The 16527-nt window shown below is 73.8% G+C and carries 19 protein-coding genes; 10 read left to right on the top strand and 9 right to left on the bottom strand.

Annotation, left to right across the window (positions count from 1 at the left end):
- Positions 1 to 114: 114 nt before the first annotated feature.
- Positions 115 to 306, top strand: a complete 192-nt coding sequence (locus tag KBX71_RS15640; protein ID WP_013734349.1) for a DUF5703 family protein — start codon at positions 115 to 117, stop codon at positions 304 to 306.
- 58 nt (positions 307 to 364) lie between these two features.
- Here the strand turns inward: KBX71_RS15640 and KBX71_RS15635 are convergent, their stop codons facing one another.
- Entirely contained in the window at positions 365 to 1027 is a 663-nt protein-coding gene (locus KBX71_RS15635; protein WP_124821703.1) for a hypothetical protein, read from the bottom strand.
- 58 nt (positions 1028 to 1085) lie between these two features.
- Positions 1086 to 2414: a M20/M25/M40 family metallo-hydrolase gene (locus tag KBX71_RS15630; RefSeq protein ID WP_210818736.1), complete on the bottom strand. Its 1329-nt coding sequence runs from the start codon at positions 2412 to 2414 to the stop codon at positions 1086 to 1088.
- Positions 2415 to 2562: 148 nt separating this feature from the next.
- On the opposite strand from KBX71_RS15630, the gene KBX71_RS15625 reads away from it, so the two are divergent.
- The 3 genes from KBX71_RS15625 (at position 2563) to KBX71_RS15615 (ending at position 4544) form a co-directional block, all read left to right on the top strand.
- Positions 2563 to 3174: a hemerythrin domain-containing protein gene (locus KBX71_RS15625; RefSeq protein ID WP_210818735.1), complete on the top strand. Its 612-nt coding sequence runs from the start codon at positions 2563 to 2565 to the stop codon at positions 3172 to 3174.
- An 83-nt stretch (positions 3175 to 3257) separates the two neighbouring features.
- Positions 3258 to 4238: a LysR family transcriptional regulator gene (locus KBX71_RS15620; RefSeq protein ID WP_124821706.1), complete on the top strand. Its 981-nt coding sequence runs from the start codon at positions 3258 to 3260 to the stop codon at positions 4236 to 4238.
- A 60-nt stretch (positions 4239 to 4298) separates the two neighbouring features.
- On the top strand, positions 4299 to 4544 hold the full coding sequence (locus KBX71_RS15615) for a hypothetical protein (protein WP_210818733.1): 246 nt from the start codon (positions 4299 to 4301) through the stop codon (positions 4542 to 4544).
- Between the two features lie 53 nt (positions 4545 to 4597).
- On the opposite strand, the gene KBX71_RS15610 is transcribed toward KBX71_RS15615, so the two are convergent.
- The 3 genes from KBX71_RS15610 to KBX71_RS15600 are packed head-to-tail and all read right to left on the bottom strand — an operon-like array spanning position 4598 to position 7715.
- A complete protein-coding gene (locus KBX71_RS15610; protein ID WP_210818731.1) occupies positions 4598 to 4948 on the bottom strand; it encodes a DUF3140 domain-containing protein in 351 nt (116 codons plus the stop codon).
- A complete protein-coding gene (locus tag KBX71_RS15605) occupies positions 4948 to 5160 on the bottom strand; it encodes a hypothetical protein (protein WP_196926905.1) in 213 nt (70 codons plus the stop codon). Before KBX71_RS15605 ends, KBX71_RS15610 begins: the two co-directional genes overlap by 1 nt.
- Positions 5157 to 7715 carry an ATP-dependent Clp protease ATP-binding subunit gene (locus tag KBX71_RS15600; protein ID WP_210818729.1) on the bottom strand — a complete coding sequence of 853 codons (2559 nt, stop codon included), beginning with the start codon at positions 7713 to 7715 and terminating at the stop codon, positions 5157 to 5159. Before KBX71_RS15600 ends, KBX71_RS15605 begins: the two co-directional genes overlap by 4 nt.
- Positions 7716 to 7855: 140 nt before the next feature.
- Between KBX71_RS15600 and KBX71_RS15595 the strand changes: the two genes are divergently transcribed.
- The 5 genes from KBX71_RS15595 (at position 7856) to KBX71_RS15575 (ending at position 13149) form a co-directional block, all read left to right on the top strand.
- Positions 7856 to 8248 (top strand): hypothetical protein, encoded by a 393-nt coding sequence (locus tag KBX71_RS15595; RefSeq protein ID WP_210818727.1) that lies wholly within the window; start codon positions 7856 to 7858, stop codon positions 8246 to 8248.
- Between the two features lie 152 nt (positions 8249 to 8400).
- A complete protein-coding gene (locus KBX71_RS15590; RefSeq protein WP_030332749.1) occupies positions 8401 to 8661 on the top strand; it encodes a hypothetical protein in 261 nt (86 codons plus the stop codon).
- 6 nt (positions 8662 to 8667) lie between these two features.
- Entirely contained in the window at positions 8668 to 9822 is a 1155-nt protein-coding gene (locus KBX71_RS15585) for a hypothetical protein (RefSeq protein ID WP_210818725.1), read from the top strand.
- Positions 9815 to 12490: an FtsK/SpoIIIE domain-containing protein gene (locus KBX71_RS15580; RefSeq protein ID WP_210818723.1), complete on the top strand. Its 2676-nt coding sequence runs from the start codon at positions 9815 to 9817 to the stop codon at positions 12488 to 12490. Before KBX71_RS15585 ends, KBX71_RS15580 begins: the two co-directional genes overlap by 8 nt.
- Positions 12487 to 13149, top strand: a complete 663-nt coding sequence (locus KBX71_RS15575) for a hypothetical protein (protein WP_210818721.1) — start codon at positions 12487 to 12489, stop codon at positions 13147 to 13149. Before KBX71_RS15580 ends, KBX71_RS15575 begins: the two co-directional genes overlap by 4 nt.
- 26 nt (positions 13150 to 13175) lie before the next feature.
- Here the strand turns inward: KBX71_RS15575 and KBX71_RS15570 are convergent, their stop codons facing one another.
- A complete protein-coding gene (locus KBX71_RS15570) occupies positions 13176 to 14450 on the bottom strand; it encodes a cupin domain-containing protein (RefSeq protein ID WP_210818720.1) in 1275 nt (424 codons plus the stop codon).
- 9 nt (positions 14451 to 14459) lie between these two features.
- Positions 14460 to 14765 carry a hypothetical protein gene (locus KBX71_RS15565; RefSeq protein ID WP_124823201.1) on the bottom strand — a complete coding sequence of 102 codons (306 nt, stop codon included), beginning with the start codon at positions 14763 to 14765 and terminating at the stop codon, positions 14460 to 14462.
- A gap of 157 nt (positions 14766 to 14922) precedes the next feature.
- On the opposite strand from KBX71_RS15565, the gene KBX71_RS15560 reads away from it, so the two are divergent.
- Positions 14923 to 15702, top strand: coding sequence for a DUF72 domain-containing protein (locus KBX71_RS15560; protein ID WP_210818718.1), 780 nt, complete (start codon positions 14923 to 14925; stop codon positions 15700 to 15702).
- Between the two features lie 42 nt (positions 15703 to 15744).
- Here KBX71_RS15560 and KBX71_RS15555 read toward each other — a convergent pair whose 3' ends face one another.
- Together KBX71_RS15555 and KBX71_RS15550 are read right to left on the bottom strand one after the other, a co-directional pair.
- Positions 15745 to 16173: a DUF2267 domain-containing protein gene (locus KBX71_RS15555; RefSeq protein ID WP_210818711.1), complete on the bottom strand. Its 429-nt coding sequence runs from the start codon at positions 16171 to 16173 to the stop codon at positions 15745 to 15747.
- Entirely contained in the window at positions 16166 to 16351 is a 186-nt protein-coding gene (locus KBX71_RS15550) for a hypothetical protein (protein ID WP_112676583.1), read from the bottom strand. Before KBX71_RS15550 ends, KBX71_RS15555 begins: the two co-directional genes overlap by 8 nt.
- Between the last annotated feature and the right edge of the window lie 176 nt (positions 16352 to 16527).

The raw sequence follows: 16527 nt of genomic DNA, 5'->3' as shown, positions 1-16527 counted from the left end.
ACGCTGGGGGGGCGGGGCGCCGGGGGCGCCCGGGGGGCCCGGGGCCCAGGGTGGCGTTGTTGGTCACCCTGGAGGGGGTGGCGAACGGCTGCTGGGCTGGGCAGCATGGAGGGCATGGACTACGAGTACGCGCCACTGCGGCTGCCGCCGAACGTCGACCGGTTGACCGCCGCGGCGCAGTTGGCGATCCAGGCGGAGTTCTCCGGATGGGAGTTGGCCCGGGTGCGGCTGTACCGGGACGGCACGCGCCAGGTGGTGCTGCGCCGTCGGCGGGTCAACCAGCCGCAGCCGGGCCTGTCGTACTGACGACCGGACGGTGCCGCCCGGGGCCGGAGTCGGCCCCGGGCGGCACCCGGCCCAGTGGCTAGTGCTGGTGCCCGGCGTGGTCGTGGTCGTCGTCGAGCTCCAGGAACGGGTGCTCGTCGAGCCGACCGACCAGCCGGTCGTCGGCCGCCGGCTGGAACGGGCCGACCGCGTCGTCGTCGTCGAACGACTCCAGGTCGACAGGGGTGCCGACCTCGCTGACCATGACCACCCCGTCGAGTGGTTCCAACTCGGGGACGTCCAACGCGCCGAGCGAGCCGTCGCCGCTCTGCAGCAGCTCCAGCACCGCCTCGCCGACGCCCTCCACCGGCGCCGGCTCGTCGTCCTCCGGGGTGCCCTCGCGGCGGGCCGCCTCGGCCACGCGCAGCAGCGCGGACACGCTCGGCACACGGTAGTCACGACGCTGGCGCACCGAGATCACCCGGGGGTGCGGGTCGCTGGCCTCGGCTCCCTCACCGCCGCCGAAACGCTCGTCGGCCTCGTCCGGGTCGATCGAGTCGACATCCCACGGCGTCACCTCGCCGAAGGCGTCGAGCAGCCGCTCGTCGTACGCGAAGGAGGCGTTGTTCAACGCCACGTACGCCTGCCAGACGTCGTCGTCGTCGACGCGGCCCTGGGCGGCGCGTACGGCGGCCAGGTGGTGGCGGGCCGCTTCGATCACCCGCTCGAGAGCGGCGTCCAGCTCACCATGCTGGTCGGTCATGTGGGGCAGTCCCTTCACGTTGGGGAGGTTGCGCGCCGGCGGACACGGCCGGACACGGCTAGCAGGTGCGGAGGAACCGGTCGAGAACCCGCACGCCGAACTGTAGTCCGTCCACCGGAACGCGCTCGTCGATGCCGTGGAACAACGCCGAGAAGTTCAGGTCGGCGGGCAGCCGGAGCGGGGCGAACCCGAAACAGCGGATTCCGAGCTGCGAGAACGCCTTGGCGTCGGTGCCCCCGGAGAGCATGTACGGAACGGGCCGCGCCCCCGGGTCCTCCGCGCGCAGGGCCGCCGACATGGCCTCGACCAGGTCACCGTCGAAGGTGGTCTCCAGCGCCGGCTGCCGCTGGACGTACTCGATCGCGATGTCCGGGCCGACCAGCTCGCGCAGTTGCCGCTCCAGCAGCTCCGACTGGCCGGGCAGGCTGCGGCAGTCGATGGTGGCGGTGGCCCGGCCGGGGATGACGTTGTCCTTGTAGCCGGCGCTCAACCGGGTCGGGTTGGCGGTGTTGCGGATGGTCGCGCCGATGATGTTGGCGATGGGGCCGAGCTTGGCGATGGCCGTCTCCGGGTCGTCCGGGTCCAGCTCGATGCCGAGCAGGTCGGAGACCTCGGTCAGGAAGGCCCGCACGGTGTCGGTGACCACGACCGGGAAGCGGTGCCGGCCGATCCGGGCGACCGCCTCGGCGAGCGCGGTGACGGCGTTGTCGTCGTGCATCATCGAGCCGTGCCCGGGGCGGCCCTTGGCGTGCAGCCGCAGCCAGTCGATGCCCTTCTCGGCGGTCTCGATGAGGTAGAGCCGCTGGTTGTCGTTGACCGAGTAGGAGAAGCCGCCGACCTCACCGATCGCCTCGGTGCAGCCGTCGAAGAGGCCGCGGTGGTTGTCCACCAGGAAGCGCGCGCCGTAGTCGCTGCCCGCCTCCTCGTCGGCGGTGTACGCGAGCACGATGTCGCGCGGGGGCCGCACGCCGGTGCGCTGCCAGTGCCGCACCACGGCGAGCACCATCGCGTCGAAGTCCTTCATGTCGATCGCGCCCCGGCCCCACAGGTAGCCGTCGCGCTGCTCGCCGGAGAACGGGTGCACCGACCACTCGTCGGCGTCGGCGGGCACCACGTCCAGGTGGCCGTGCACCAGCAGCGCGCCCCGGCTCGGGTCGGTGCCCGGGATGCGGGCCACCACGTTCGCCCGGCCCGGCGCGGACTCGTGCAGGACGGACTCCACGCCCACCTCGGCGAGCTTCTCCGCCACGTACTCGGCCGCGTGGCGCTCGCCGACGCTCGTGTCGTTGTCGCCCGTGTTGGTGGTGTCGATGCGCAGCAGGTCGCGGCAGAGGTCCACGACCTCTGCGGTGGGGTCGGGTCGGGCGGAGGCCGCATCGCTCGTCATCGCCTCTTCATACCAGCCCGAGCTGGTCGACAGGCCGGCGCGGGTGGACGCATCGACGGGTCGGTTTCGCCGTGGCCGCGTTCGGGTACCGCCGCCCACGACCGTACGTCCCTGCCGGAGCTTCCGCCCGCCAGTCGAGGAGGGCACCATGTCCGCCGTTCCCCTGCCGCCGCTGCCGCCCGCGCCCGCACCCGAGGAGGGCTACCGGCCCGCCGGTCCCAGCATCGCCGACATCGTGGACCGGGAGCACCGGCAACTGCTGGCGCTGCTGGACCAGCTCTCCGGCCCGGACGCCACCCCGCAGGAGGGGTTGACGGTGCTCACCGCCGCGCTGTCGCGGCACCTGTCCGCCGAGGAGCAGTACCTGCTGCCGGCGGTGCGAGCGGCGCTGCCGACGGCCGCCGAGCGGGTGGACGCGGAGATCAACGCCGACGCGGCCCTGCTGAGCGCCCTGAAGGGGCTCACGGACGAGGCCCTGACCGACGTCGCCGAGCGGGTCCGCCGGCATGTCGACGGAGTGGGCGAGCTGGTCACCGAGCTGCGCGCGGTCGCGACCGAGGAGGAGCTGATCCGGCTCGGCAACCGACTGGAGATCGCCGAGGAGGCCGCGCCGACCCGGCCGCACCCGGGAACGCCGGCCACGCCTCCGTGGAACCGGATCGTGGAGCCGGCGGTCGGGGTGGTGGACAAGGTCCTCGACGTGGTGACGCGGCGGCCGACGTACCTGGCGGACCTGCCGGAGCAGCCGCGCGACAAGTAACCGGCGCCGGCCGACAGTGCATTCATTATCACCGATCCACTCGGGCTATTCCGCCAGCAGACGCGTAGTCCTACCGTCACCCTATGAACCTGGAGCTGCGTCACCTGCGGGTGGTCTGCGCGATCGCGGAGACGGGAAGTGTGACGAAGGCGGCGTCGGCGCTCGGCCTGGCCCAGCCGGCGCTCACCGCCCAGCTCCAACGCATCGAGCGGACGCTGGGCGGCCCGCTGTTCGACCGGGACCGGCGCGGTGCCCGGCCCACCGCGCTCGGTGAGCTGGTGCTGGCCCGCGCCCGGGTGCTGCTACCGGCGATGAAGGGGCTGCAGGACGAGGCCGCCCGGCTGGCCGGGGCGGGCGACACCCCGCCGTGCTACCGGTTCGGTGGGGTGAACAGCCCGATCCTGGGTCGGCTGGTGCACCGGTTGGCGGCCGAGCAGCCGCCCGCCCAGATCACCACGTACGCGTCCTGGTCGGTGGACGAGTTGGCCCAGTTGGTGGCCGGCGGTCGACTGGACTTCGCGCTGGCCGGGGTGTGCGGCGACGCGAGCCCGTCGGCCGGGTTCGGGTTGAGCTGGCAGGAGGTGGCCGTCGACCCGGTGCTGGTACTGCTGCCGGAGACCCATCCCCTCGCGGCCCAGGACGAGGTACGTCTGGCGGACCTGCGCCACGAGCAGTGGGTCGCCGCGCCGGGCGACGGTTGCTTCGCCGACTGCTTCGCCGCCGCCTGCGCCCGCGCCGGCTTCACCCCCCGCAAGGTGTACGAGACCGACATCCGCGGCTGCGTCGACCTGGTGGAAGCCGGCGTGGCGGTGGCCCTGTGTCAGGCGACGTTCCGCCCGGTGAGCGGTCTGGTCACCCGTCAGGTCGCCGGGACGCCCCTGCGCTGGCGGCTCCTGCTCGGCTGGCATCCGGACTCCCCCGCCGCCCAGGGCGCCGAGTTGGTGCTGGAAACGGCCAAGGCGGCGTACGTCGACTCGTTGGCGCCGCATCCGGCGTACCTGGCCTGGCTGCCCCGCAACCCGGGGTTCGGCGTCCGTCAACCCACCGGGGTCCGACCGGGCTGACCGGCAGGTATTCCCGGCCGCTGGCGGTGCGAACCGCCGTGGGCCGGGTATCTGGCGGACATGACCGACCTCTACCCGCCCGCCGACGACCGTGAACTGCTACGCCAGGCGGCTGCCGCGCACACCGCCGCCACCCGTGCGGTGGAGGCGTTCCTGCGCCGCCTGCCGACGGTGCCCGACCCGGCCGACGTGACCGAGTACGCGAACCTGCTCACCCGGGAGGACCAGACCCGCGGCGACCGGGACGCCGCCGCCGACGCGGCCGGCCTGACCATCGCAAGCCTGGAGCCCGACCAGGGTCAGTAGCAGGACGCCGAACGGTGCCGTCCCTGCCCGGGACGGCACCGTCAAGCGGTCGCTCAGAGTTCGACGAGCGGGTCGTGACCCAGGTCCAGCAGGGAGTGCCGCCAGCTGTCGTCGGCGTTGCCGCGCGAGGGCTTGGCGTCCATCAGCTCGCGGATCCGCTCGACCGCCTCACGCATCACCTCGATGTCCTCCGGGGTGAGGTCCACCTTGCGCTTGTTGAGCACCTTGAGGATCTCCCGGCCCGGCTGGGGCAGGTCGAGGTTCGGGTTCGGGCTGAACGACTCCTCTCCCGAACCTCGGGTCAGCAGCCAGGTCCGCAGCTGCTCCGACGGGACGTTGACCTCGGCGTGGAAGTCATCCCAGAGCACTTCCACCTCGGGGTCGAGTCGCGCTTCGCGTACCATCAGGTCTCCTCTCCGGGCGGTGGCCCGGACCTCTCCGGGTCGTCCTGGTCGGTCTTCGGATGCAGGCCCTCCGCGGGCACCCGCGTCCGGCGGGGGTTGGCGGTGGGCGGCGCCAGGATCGGGTCGGGATGGTCGTCCTCGTCCCGGCTCTTCGCGGGCTCCGCGGGCTCGTGCGGGTCCTCCTGGTCGTCCCTTCGCCCCGACCCGCTCATCGCGGGTGGGTGGTCGTGGCGGCGGTGTACCCCCGCTCACCCGCGGTCACGTCGAAGGTGAGCGCGCCGTCGCGGACGTCCACCGTGACCTTCTGCCCCGGCGAGATCGCCGACTCCAGCAGCATCCGGGACAGGTGGTTGTCCACCTCCCGCTGGATCACCCGGCGCAGCGGGCGGGCGCCGAACTCCGGCTGGTAGCCGTGCTCGGCGAGCCAGTCGATGCCGGCGGTGGTGAACTCCACCTGGAGGTCCTGGGCGTGCATGCGGCGGCGGGTCTCCTCCAGCAGCAGCGCGGTGATGTCGCGCAGCTGCTCGGCCTCCAGCCGGCGGAAGATGATGACCTCGTCGATGCGGTTGAGGAACTCCGGGCGGAAGTTCTCCTGCAGGCGACGCATGAGCCGCTCCCGCAGCTCGTTGCTCTCCTGCTCGCTGCCCACGTCCCCGGTGCCGAAGCCGACCGAGCGCTGGGCGCCGGTGATCAGCTCGGAGCCGAGGTTGCTCGTCATGATCAGTACGGTGTTCTTGAAGTTCACAGTGCGGCCCTGGCTGTCAGTGAGCCGCCCGTCGTCGAGCACCTGGAGCAGGATGTTGAACACGTCCGGGTGGGCCTTCTCGATCTCGTCGAGCAGCACCACCGCGTACGGTCGGCGGCGCACCGCCTCGGTGAGCTGACCGGCCTCCTCGTAGCCGACGTATCCGGGCGGCGCGCCGACCAGCCGGCTGACCGTGTGCCGCTCCTGGAACTCGCTCATGTCCACCCGGACCATCCGGTCCGCCTCGCCGAACAGCGCCTCGGCCAGGGCCCGCGCCAACTCGGTCTTGCCGACACCTGTCGGGCCGAGGAACAGGAAGCTGCCCATCGGCCGCTCCGGGTCGGCCAGCCCGGCCCGGGAGCGACGGACGGCCTCGGCGACCGCGGTCACCGCGTCGTCCTGACCGACCACCTTCTGGTGCAGGTGACCCTCCAGGCGCAGCAGGCGGTCCCGTTCCTCCTCGGTCAGTTGGCTGACCGGGATGCCGGTAGCCCGGGAGACCACCTCGGCGATCTCCTTGGGGCCCACCTCGGGCACCTGTGAGCCGGACGAGCCGTCCTCGCCGTTCGCGCGTCGGATGCTCTCCTCCAGCTCGGCGATCCGGTCACGCAGCGCGGAGGCCCGCTCGTACTGTTCGTCGGTGACGGCCTGTTCCTTGTCCCGGCGTACGTCGTCGAGTTCCTGCTCCAGCTCCCGCACGTCCGACGCGGGGGTACGGGTCCGCAACCGCACCCGGGCGCCGGCCTGGTCGATGAGGTCGATCGCCTTGTCCGGCAGGAACCGGTCGGTGACGTACCGGTCGGACAGCTCGGCGGCCGAGACCAGCGCCTCGTCGGAGAAGCGCACCTGGTGGTGGGCCTCGTACCGGTCGCGCAGCCCGCGCAGGATAGCGATGGTGTCGTCGACGCTCGGCTCGGGCACCAGCACCGGCTGGAAGCGCCGGGCCAGGGCTGCGTCCTTCTCGATGCTCTTGCGGTACTCGTCAAGCGTCGTCGCGCCGATCACCCGCAGCTCGCCCCGGGCGAGGGCGGGCTTGAGCATGTTGGACGCGTCCATCCCGCCCTCGCTGCCGGCGCCACCGGCCCCCACCAGGGTGTGGATCTCGTCCATGAAGATGATCAGCTCGTCCCGGTGCGCCCGGATCTCGTCGATCACCTTCTTCAGCCGCTCCTCGAAGTCGCCCCGGTAGCGGGTGCCGGCGACCAGACCGGCCAGGTCGAGCTGGACGACCCGCTTGCCGAGCAGGGTCTGCGGCACGTCGCCGTCGCAGATCCGTTCGGCCAGCCCCTCGACGATGGCGGTCTTGCCGACGCCCGCCTCGCCGATCAGCACCGGGTTGTTCTTGGTCCGCCGGGACAGGATCTCGATGGCCTGCTCGATCTCGTCGGCGCGTCCGACCACCGGGTCGATCTGGTCCATCCGCGCCAACTCGGTGAGGTCCTGCCCGTACTGGTCCAGGGTGGGCGTGCCGCGGTCCGGCTTCGGCCCGGTCATCGGCCCGCGCTCGGCGTTGGCGGCCTGCAACGACTCGGGTTGGATCCGGCCGGCGGCCAGCATGCGCCCGGCCGGCGACTCCGGGTTGAGCGGCAGAGCCATCAGGATGTGCTCGGGGCCGATGTAGTTGGCGCCCATCGCCCGGGACAGCTGATGGGCGTCGAGCAACGCCCGCTTGGCGGCGGGGGTCAACGACAGGTTCGGCGGCACCTCCCCGCGCGGCGCGCCGTCGCCCTTGCCGCCGAGGGCGTTGAGCAGGGTGTCCGGGTCGGCGCCGGCGCGGCGTACCAGGTCGCGCAGCGGTTCGCGTTGCAGCGCCGCCCAGAGCAGGTGGTCGGTGTCCAGGTCGCTGCTCTGCCGTTGCGCGGCCCGCCGGGCCGCGTCGGCCAGCATCTCCCGGGCGTCGGCCGTCATCAGTCGGGTGATGTCGACCCGGTGCGGCGGTCGGCGCCCTCCCTCGCCCCGGCCGAAGTACCTGGCCAGGAATTCGTCCCACGGGTCGGAGCCGATGTCACCGGGTCCCATCATGTCTGTCCTCCGCAGTAGGGCTCGGCACGGTCGGCAGGGGCTACCCGGCGCGCGCCCCGACAAACGCCGCAGGTGGCGGAGGACCGGCATTCCGGGAGTGGCGTCGGGTCAGGGCCGGCCGATGGTGGCAGGCTGACGGGATGGATGAGACCCCGCTGCTGATCGTGGATGGCGCCAACGTTGTCGGCTCGCGCCCGAACGGCTGGTGGCGTGACCGTGCCGGGGCCGCGGCCCGGTTGCGCGACTCGCTCGCCCCGGTGGCGACCATCGGGTTGCCGGCCCGCCTGACCGCCCCGGTGGAGGTCGTCCTGGTGGTCGAAGGGGCCGCGCGGGACGTGCCGGGCACCGAGGGCGTCCGGGTGGTCTCCGCCGCCGGCTCCGGCGACGACACGGTGGTCGAGCTGGTGGAGGGCGCGCCGCGGCGTCGCCGGCTGGTGGTCACCGCCGACCGGGAGCTGCGCGGGCGCGTGACGGCGCTGGGCGCCGAGGTGTACGGCCCGCGCTGGCTCCGCGAGAACCCGACCAACAACTGAGAAGTTCTCGCACTGGGACTCCCACAGATCGGACTCCCGGCACTTCCGAGGGCCTTCCGGACAGGCAGGCAGGAACACCGACAGGGCGGATGTTCTTTCGGAACCGCCAATAGGCTCTAATGGAGATCTCCCCGCCCCCAGGAGGTTCCACCGTGGCGAGCGTCGCCGAGCTGAAGGCTGCCATCGATGTCGCCCTGCAACAGATCGGGGACGGGCAGACAGCCGTGCAGGCGGCCGGCGAAAAGCTGTCCGAGGCACAGCAGACACTGGCCGGGGCGCTGGAGGGCAGCGGGCACGAGACGGTCGAGGCGGCCCAGGCGTCGCTGACCCAGGCCAGCCAGGAGCTGGAGGAGTGTCTCGCCGCGACACTTGTCGCGGTGGAGCAGGCGCAGCTCTACGTCTCCACCCTGTAGGCCGCCGTGTCCATCATCGAGGATGTCGGCGGGCAGGTCCGTGCCGCCACCGAGGAGTTCCCGCTGGCGCTGCTCGGGCAGGCGCTGGAGAAGTTCGGCCTGGCCGCGGAACGCCTGCGCTGGGTACGACAGGAGTCGGCCAACCCGATGGGGGTGCCCGAGCTGTCCGCCGCCACCGAGCACGCCGAGAGCGCCGGCTACGCGCTGCGGGTGGCACAGGAACAGCTGTCGGCCTATCTGACGGCGATCGGTCTCGGCGCGGACGGCGCCCCGGCGCCCCGCCCCGAGCAACGCGCTCCCCGACACGACACGCCACCGGCGTCCGGGCCCACCGCGGTCGCCCCGGAGCCGGCCGAGCAGGCACGAATGAGCCGCTGGTGGGCGGTGCGGGTGGCCGAGCTGACCGGCGGGCGCGAGAGCACCGACGACGAACCCGACGAGCGGGTGGACGACTCCCAGGAGCTGCTGCGCCGAGTGGTGGGTGGTGTCCGCTCCGGCGACCGGGACCGGCTCCGCAAGGAGTTGCGCCGGGCCCCGGCCGACGTGGGGCTGGGCATGGCAGCGCTGGCGCCGCCGCTGCTGCGCGAACTGGCCGGTGAGCTGCTGGGGCACCCGCCGCGCGCCACCGACCTCGGACGGCTGCGCGGCGAGTTGGACGGACGCGTCCGTGATCTGCTGCCAGGGCTGCCACCGCCGGTGCTGGAGACGCTGCTGACCCGGGTGTGCCGGATGCCGCCGCCGCGTGCCTCCGGGGAGCCGTCGCACGCCGCCGACTCCGCGGTGACCGCCGGGGTGGCGACCGGGCTGCTGCTCGCCCGACTCGGCCGGGACCTACCGGCCGGCGGCGCGAGAGGACCGGCGGGTGCCAGCGAACCGACGGGCGCGGGTCAACCGCGCGACGCGGGGCAGCGGAGCGGGTCGGGGCAACGAGGCGGGTCGGGGCAACCGGCGCGGGCCGGGCAGCCGGGCGGTTCCGGGCGGCCAGCGGGCCCGGTTCCCCGCGCCGGCGGTGCGGTCCAGCGGCCGGGCACCACCGGTGCGCAGCGCTCCGGTGGGCTGCCACCGCGCCCGGACAGCCTGCCGCCGCGCCCCGATGGGTTGCCGCCGCGCTCGGGCAGCCCCTGGCGGGACGCGCCGACGCGTCGGGGCTCCGATGGCTGACCGGCGCGGTCAGCTGGCCAGCCGGGTCCGGGACACCCTCGCCGAGGCGTTGGGCGCCACCCGTGCCCGCCTGTCCGCAGCCCAGGCGGACCTGACCGCCGGGCGGGAACGACTGGCCCGGGTCCAGCGGGCGGCGGCCGCCGTACCGGAGCGGGTGGGCGCCCAACGGGACCGCCGCATCGCCGAGATCGACGCCCGCTACTCCACCCGGATCGCGGAGCTGGCCCGGCGGGCCGCCGATGCGGCCCGCCAGGAGGCGCCCGGCTGCGCGGGGGCCGACTGGGCCGGGTGGACGCCGACGCCCGCCCGCCGGGCCGAACCGCCCGGCGCGCTGCGGGTCGGCACGGTCCGGATCGACGGCGTCGACCCGGTGCCCGCGCTGGTGCCGCTGCTCGACGCCGGGCACGTCCACCTCTCCGGGGACGACCGCGCCGGCTGCGACGCGGTGGTGTCCGCGTTGCTGCTGCGGGCCGTCGGCCGCGCCGACCCCGGGGCGGTACGACTGATCGGGTACGACCCGGACCAGCTCGGTGGTGGCCTGGCCGGGTTCGCCCCGCTGGGCACGGCGGGGCTGCTCACCTTCGTCGGCCCGGGCGGGCTGGGCCCGCTGCTGGACGACCTGGTGGAGCAGATCCGCCGGATCAACGAGACGGTCCTCGCCGGCGAGTACGCGTCGCTGCGTGAACTGGCGGCGGCGACCGGCCGACGACCCGAACCGTGGCGGGTGGCGGTGCTGCTCGGTGGTGAGGAGCTGAACCGGCACGAACGCGGGCAACTGGACCGGGTGGTGCGGGCCGGCGGGGCCTGCGGCGTACACCTGGTGGTGCTCGGTGTGCCGTTGCCGGAGGATCCGACGGTGACCCGGGTGGTGGCCGGGGTGTCCGGCGCGCGGATCGGCGGTTCGGCCGGACTGGCGGTCCGGCTGGACCCGCCGCCACCGGCGACGCTTGTCACCGAGACCTGCCGGGACGTCGCCGCCCGGGTGAACGCGGGCCCGCCGCCGACCCCCTTCACCGACCTGCTGCCCCCGCCCGAGCTGATGTGGCGGGAGGACTCCGCCGACGGGTTGACCGCGCCGATCGGTGAGGGTCCGCACGGCCGGCCGGTACGGTTGACGCTCGGCGACTATCCGCCGCACGCGCTGATCGGCGGGCCGTCCGGCACCGGCAAGACCAACCTGATCTTCGCGTGGATCGGCGCCCTGGCGGCCCGCTACTCCCCCGCCGAGCTGGAGTTCTACCTGCTGGACTTCAAGGAGGGGGTCTCCTTCGCGCGGTTCGCGCAGGGCCGACGCGACCCCAGTTGGCTGCCGCACATGCGACTGGTCGGCATCAATGTCAACACCGACCGGGAGTTCGGGCTGGCGCTGCTGCGCTTCCTCGCCGACGAGTTGCGCCGACGCGCCGACGCGGCCAAGAAGCACGAGGTGACCAAGCTGGCCGAGCTGCGGGCTGTCGACCCGACCGGGCACTGGCCACGGATCGTCGCCGTGGTGGACGAGTTCCAGATGTTGCTGGCCGGCCGGGACGTGGTCGCCCGGGAGGCGGCCGACCTGCTGGAGGACCTGGCCCGGCGTGGCCGGTCCCAGGGCATCCACCTGGTCCTCGCCTCGCAGGACGTGCGGGGCATCGAGGCGTTGTGGGGCCGCCCCGCCCTGGTCGCCCAGTTCACCCTGCGCATCGCGTTGCCCAAGGCGTTGCGCATCCTCGCCGAGCGCAACGACGCGGCGCAGTCGCTGCCGCGCTGGCACGCCGTGGTCAACGCCGAGTCGGGCATGGTGGAGGGCAACGAGGTCGCCCGCATCCCGTCGGCCAGCGACTGGGAGACCTGGAGCGGACTGCAAAACCGGCTGTGGCGGATGCGGTCCCCCGACGCGGCGCCCGCCCGGCTCTTCGACGGCGACGCGATCCCCCGACTCGCGGACGCCCCGGACTTCCGGGCGCTCGCCGTACCCCCTGACGGGATCGCGCCGCGCAACCCGGTGGCACTGCTCGGCGAGATCATCGACGTGCAGTCCCGCTCGGCGGCGCTGCGGCTGCCGCGCGCCCCGGGCCGCAACCTCGCGGTGCTCGGCACCCGCGTCGACGAGGCGTGCGCCGTCCTGGACGCGGCGGCCCGGTCGCTGGCCCGCCAGCACCCGCCGGGCACCGCCCGGTTCTCCATCGCCTGCCTCGACCCGGACGCCGACCCGATGGCCCGCGCCCTCTACGAGGACCTCGCCGACGACGCCGCCTGGTACGACGAGGAGACCGTCGGTGAGCTGATGGCCGAGACTGCCGACGGGCTGAGCGGCCCGGGAAGCCCGCACTATCTGCTGCTGTTCGCTGTCGACGCGGCAGCGGGTGCGCTGGCCGCCCGCCTGGGTCGGCGCACCGGCCTGGAGCAGCTGCGCCGGATCATGCACGACGGGCCGGAACGCCGGACGCACGTGCTGGCCTGGTGGCGGGGCGTCGCCCGGATGCGCGCCGACCTGGGTGGGCCGGGCGCCCGTACCGACCAGATCGGCGCCTGGGTGGCCCTGGACGCGCACGGCGACGAGCTGGGCTCCTCGCTCTACCCGGGCACCGGCGGCCCGGACTGGTATCCCCGCCCCTGGCGAGGGCTCTTCTTCGACCGGGCGGTCCACCGCACCGGACAGGTGATCATCCCCTATGGACCTTCACGATGAACGAACCGGTGACCAGCGAGACGTACGCGGCGCAGCTGCGGCGGCTGGCCGACCTCACCGCCCGGGTGGGCGAGCAGCGCGCCGAGGCGCACACCTGGCACGAGCGGCAGTGCGCTGCCGCCGAGCGGGCCGTCGCCGACGCGGCCGAGCAGCTCCAGAACGCCGAGGAGGAGCTCGTCGCCGCCCGTGAACAGCAGGAACGGGTCGACGCCGAGGTGGCCCACCTGTGGCAGCACGTCCGCTCGCGCCTCGGTGCCCGCCGCCTCGGCGGCCCGCCCGCCCCGGCGAACGGCGTCGGCGCCACCGACCCCGTCCTGCTGCTCGCCAAGGCCCGTGACCTGCTCGACCGCGCCGGGCAGCCGGGCGAGCTGCCGGGCTCGGTCAATCCGCTGCTGGCGCTCTGCGGGGTGGCCGGCGGTGTGCTGGCGTACGGGCTGGGCGCCGGTGCCCGCGCGCTCGGCGTCGGCTACGGCGGCGACCTGGCGGTCGGGCTGCCGGTGCTGGCGCTTGTGGTGACGCTGCTCGGGCCCCTGGTCGGCCTGGTGCCGGCCCGGCTGCTGGCCGACCGCCGACACGCGGTACTCGGCCCCCGACCGATCACTGTGGTCCTCGGCGCCGGGCTGCTGACCACCGCGTTGCTGCTGATCCTCGGCCGCTGACCTCACGACGCGATCAGCCCTCGGAATCAGGCCGGGACGAGCACGGCCTCGCGGAGCAGGCGGCGGGCCAGGGTCACCCGGTCGGCGTCGTCGGGAAGCCCGGGTAGGTCACCGACCCGGGTGACAGTGCCGGTGAGCAGGGCGCGGGTGGCCGGCTCGCAGTTCGCCGGCAGGGTGATGGTGCGGTCGAAGAGCCGCACCGCCACCGTGTCCGTGTCGTGCGGCACCAACTGCCAGCGCAGGCCGGGCCGGGCCGTGACCCGGGAGTCGGCGTCCAGGGTGGCCAGCGCGTCGGCCTGGGCGAGTGGTCGGATCGGCGCCGGGCGGGCGGCCGGCCAGGCTCGCTGTCGCAGTCGGGCGGCGACAGCGCCCGGGTCGGCGCGCAGCAGCCAGTCCCGCAACGCCTCCACGGTCTCGGTCAGCTCCGGCTCGATGGCGTCCGGGTCGGCGACGTCGGTGCCGAACGGCAGGCTGGCCCGCAGCCGCTGGTCCTCGGCGGCCAGCGCCAACAACTCCTCGACCACTGCGTACCGGGTGAGCGCGCGGATGCCCACGGTCAGGTGCAGCGAGCTGGCGTCCTGCGCCTGCGCGCTGTGCAGCCACCCCCGCGGCAGGTAGAGGGCGTCGCCGGGGGCGAGCACCACGTCCAGCGCGGCAGGGCCCTGCGCGGTGGCGCCGACCTCGTCGGCGCGTCCACCCCACTGCTGCTTCTCCAGCGGGTCGGGCAGCACCGGCGGGTGGATCCGCCAGTGTTTGCGGCCATCGACCTGGAGCACGAACACGTCGTGGGTGTCGTAGTGGGTGGCGAAGCCCTGACTGCCGGCCGGGGTCAGGTAGGCGTTGATCTGCAGGGGCTGGTTGAGCGCGAGGCCCAGGTCGCGGGCGAAGTCGACGAGCGGCGGCCAGATCCGGTGCAGACCCTGCAACACCAGCGTGGCCCCGGACGCGTACTGCTCCAGGACCCGCTCGTCGAGCACCTGGTCGCCGATCTCGGCGCCCGCGCCGCCGCCGCCGGTCCAGCGCGCCGCCGCTACCAACTGGCCGTCCTTGGCCACGCGCAGGAACGGGGTACGCAGACCGCGCCGACTCAGCAGTTCGTCGGCGTCGGCGGGGCTGAGCAGATCGGTGAAGCCGGCCGGGTCGGGCAGTTCGGCCGCGCGGGACAGCAGCGGCGTGTGCCCCCAGTGCGCGGCGGCGAACTTGGCCGGTTCGACCGAGACGCAGCGGGCCAGTGCGGCGGCGGCCTCAGCTGACGGAACCGCCGGGCGGCCGTGGCCGCCCGGCGGGTCGAGGTACGTCATGGCGTGCCGCTACCGGGCGCTGCCGTCAGCGCCACCGTCCTGCTGACCAGGGGTGGCACCACCGTCGGCGGGACCCTCCGCGCTGCCGTCGGCGCCACCGTCGTGCTGACCGGGGGTGGCACCACCGTCGGCGGGGCCTTCCGCACTGCCGTCGGCGCCACCGTCGTGCTGCCCGGGAGTGGCACCGCCATCGGCGGGACCCTCCGCGCCGCCGTCGGCGCCACCGTCGTGCTGACCGGGGGTCGCGCCGCCGTCGGCCGGGCCCTCCATGCCGCCGCCGCTGGTGGTCTGCATGTCGTCATCGTTGAGTGCCATCGGTACTCCCTCGGGTGTGCCGCCCCGCCGTACGCCGGGGTCCGTCGTGCTGCGGGTGGTACCCCACGCGCGATCTTCTCTAACCCTCACCGTAGACGCCGGACCGGGGCGACACGGGCAGTTCGCGGGCGGCGGCGCAGAGTGCCAGGATGGGGTGGTGATCCTGGTGGGCACGTCCGGCTGGCAGTACCGGGACTGGCGCGGCCGCTTCTACCCGCAGCGGCTGCCGCAGCGCCTCTGGCTGGAGCACTTCGCCGCCGGGTTCGCCACGGTCGAGGTCAACAACGCCTTCTACCGGCTGCCCGAGCGGGACACCTTCGCCGCCTGGCGGGCACGGACCCCGGCGGACTTCTGCGTGGCGGTGAAGATGAGCCGCTACCTCACCCACATCAAGCGGCTGCGCGACCCGGCGGAGCCGGTGGCCCGGTTCCTCGGTCGCGCCACCGCGCTCGGTGACCGGCTCGGCCCGGTGCTGCTGCAACTGCCACCGAACCTGCGGGCGGACGTCGAGGCGCTGGACGCGACGCTGCGACTGTTCCCGGCGGAGGTGCGGGTCGCTGTCGAGCCCCGACACCCCTCCTGGTGGATCGACGCCACCCGGGCGGTGCTGGAACGGCGTCGGGCGGCGTTGGTCTGGGCTGACCGGCTGGGTCGCCCGGTCGCCCCGCGCTGGCGCACCACCGACTTCGGCTACCTGCGGCTGCACGAGGGGCGGGCGCGGCCGTGGCCCCGCTACGGCCGTGCCGCGCTGCGGTCCTGGGTCGGCCGGCTGACCGACGCCTTCGGCACGGACGAGCCGGCGTACGTGTATTTCAACAACGATCCGGGCGGCGCCGCGATCGTGAACGCCGTCGCGTTCGCCGCGCTGGCCCGTCGGGCCGGGCACCCGGTGTCGCGGGTGCCGACCGCCGCCGAGGCGGCCGCTGCCGACGACTGAGCCCGCCCGACGGTGATCGGGCGGGCTCAGGGTGTCAGGCCGTCACGGCATCATCATGGCGAGATCCTTGGGCATGGTGTCCTTCACGTCCTGCCACTCACCCTGGGTGACGTGGCGGCGCAGCGTGTCCAGCACCACCTGAGTCACCCGTTCCGGGCCACCCTCCGCGTCGTACGGGAAGCCCTGCCGGACCTCGTAGAGGAAATCGTCGCGGTTGAGCTTGATCGGCACGTCGGACGGGACCCAGCCGTCGAAGTAGATGCCCCGGACCAGCACCGGCAGCTGCTGGGCGAACTCCACGCTCTCGCCAACCGGCAGCCGGTCGCGCAGCAGGTGCAGCACCGTGCGCAGGGCCGCGTACGACTGGTTGCGTCGGTCCTTCGGCCAGCCGTAGGCGTTCTCGATGTCCTTGAGAATGAGGTTCGTCTTGTCCAGCGAGGACTCGAACGCTGAGATCATCGAGTCAGCCATCGGTCGACCCCCGTTCCGTGGTGTCCCACCGTCGGTCGTCGGCGCGGCGCGGTGGCCCCACCGGGCCGCGGCGGGCCCGCACCGGGCTGCCCTGCGGGGCGCGCCGGGCGTTGTCGGCCGTGCCGACCACGTGCAGGACGGCACCTCGCCGTCGATCCGTCACCACTCGAACCGTCATCCCCGTCACCTCCGTGTCGTCTCCGGCGTCGGCCGTCCACCTAGCGGCCGTACCCACCACGTCCACCCTCCCCGCGCGACGGGTGAGGCGGCACCACCCGGATCGGGTGAGGCGGGAGCGCCGGATCAGTCCGTGCCGAGAAACCTGGTTAGGGTCGTGGCGTTGGTCTGCGCATA

It is taken from the genome of Micromonospora sp. D93 (assembly GCF_018070365.1).
Taxonomy (GTDB): Bacteria; Actinomycetota; Actinomycetes; order Mycobacteriales; family Micromonosporaceae; genus Micromonospora; species Micromonospora ureilytica.
The sequence above is the reverse complement of the archived record's forward strand: the minus strand, read 5'-3'. Positions and strand labels throughout refer to the sequence as shown.

Excerpts from the sequence above, each read along its gene's own strand:
- KBX71_RS15640 (WP_013734349.1), top strand. The coding sequence starts at position 115 with ATGGACTACGAGTACGCGCCACTGCGGCTGCCGCCGAACGTCGACCGG.
- KBX71_RS15635 (WP_124821703.1), bottom strand. The coding sequence starts at position 1,027 with ATGACCGACCAGCATGGTGAGCTGGACGCCGCTCTCGAGCGGGTGATC.
- KBX71_RS15630 (WP_210818736.1), bottom strand. The coding sequence starts at position 2,414 with ATGACGAGCGATGCGGCCTCCGCCCGACCCGACCCCACCGCAGAGGTC.
- KBX71_RS15625 (WP_210818735.1), top strand. The coding sequence starts at position 2,563 with ATGTCCGCCGTTCCCCTGCCGCCGCTGCCGCCCGCGCCCGCACCCGAG.
- KBX71_RS15620 (WP_124821706.1), top strand. The coding sequence starts at position 3,258 with ATGAACCTGGAGCTGCGTCACCTGCGGGTGGTCTGCGCGATCGCGGAG.
- KBX71_RS15615 (WP_210818733.1), top strand. The coding sequence starts at position 4,299 with ATGACCGACCTCTACCCGCCCGCCGACGACCGTGAACTGCTACGCCAG.
- KBX71_RS15610 (WP_210818731.1), bottom strand. The coding sequence starts at position 4,948 with ATGGTACGCGAAGCGCGACTCGACCCCGAGGTGGAAGTGCTCTGGGAT.
- KBX71_RS15605 (WP_196926905.1), bottom strand. The coding sequence starts at position 5,160 with ATGAGCGGGTCGGGGCGAAGGGACGACCAGGAGGACCCGCACGAGCCC.
- KBX71_RS15600 (WP_210818729.1), bottom strand. The coding sequence starts at position 7,715 with ATGATGGGACCCGGTGACATCGGCTCCGACCCGTGGGACGAATTCCTG.
- KBX71_RS15595 (WP_210818727.1), top strand. The coding sequence starts at position 7,856 with ATGGATGAGACCCCGCTGCTGATCGTGGATGGCGCCAACGTTGTCGGC.
- KBX71_RS15580 (WP_210818723.1), top strand. The coding sequence starts at position 9,815 with ATGGCTGACCGGCGCGGTCAGCTGGCCAGCCGGGTCCGGGACACCCTC.
- KBX71_RS15575 (WP_210818721.1), top strand. The coding sequence starts at position 12,487 with ATGAACGAACCGGTGACCAGCGAGACGTACGCGGCGCAGCTGCGGCGG.
- KBX71_RS15570 (WP_210818720.1), bottom strand. The coding sequence starts at position 14,450 with ATGACGTACCTCGACCCGCCGGGCGGCCACGGCCGCCCGGCGGTTCCG.
- KBX71_RS15565 (WP_124823201.1), bottom strand. The coding sequence starts at position 14,765 with ATGGCACTCAACGATGACGACATGCAGACCACCAGCGGCGGCGGCATG.
- KBX71_RS15555 (WP_210818711.1), bottom strand. The coding sequence starts at position 16,173 with ATGGCTGACTCGATGATCTCAGCGTTCGAGTCCTCGCTGGACAAGACG.
- KBX71_RS15550 (WP_112676583.1), bottom strand. The coding sequence starts at position 16,351 with ATGACGGTTCGAGTGGTGACGGATCGACGGCGAGGTGCCGTCCTGCAC.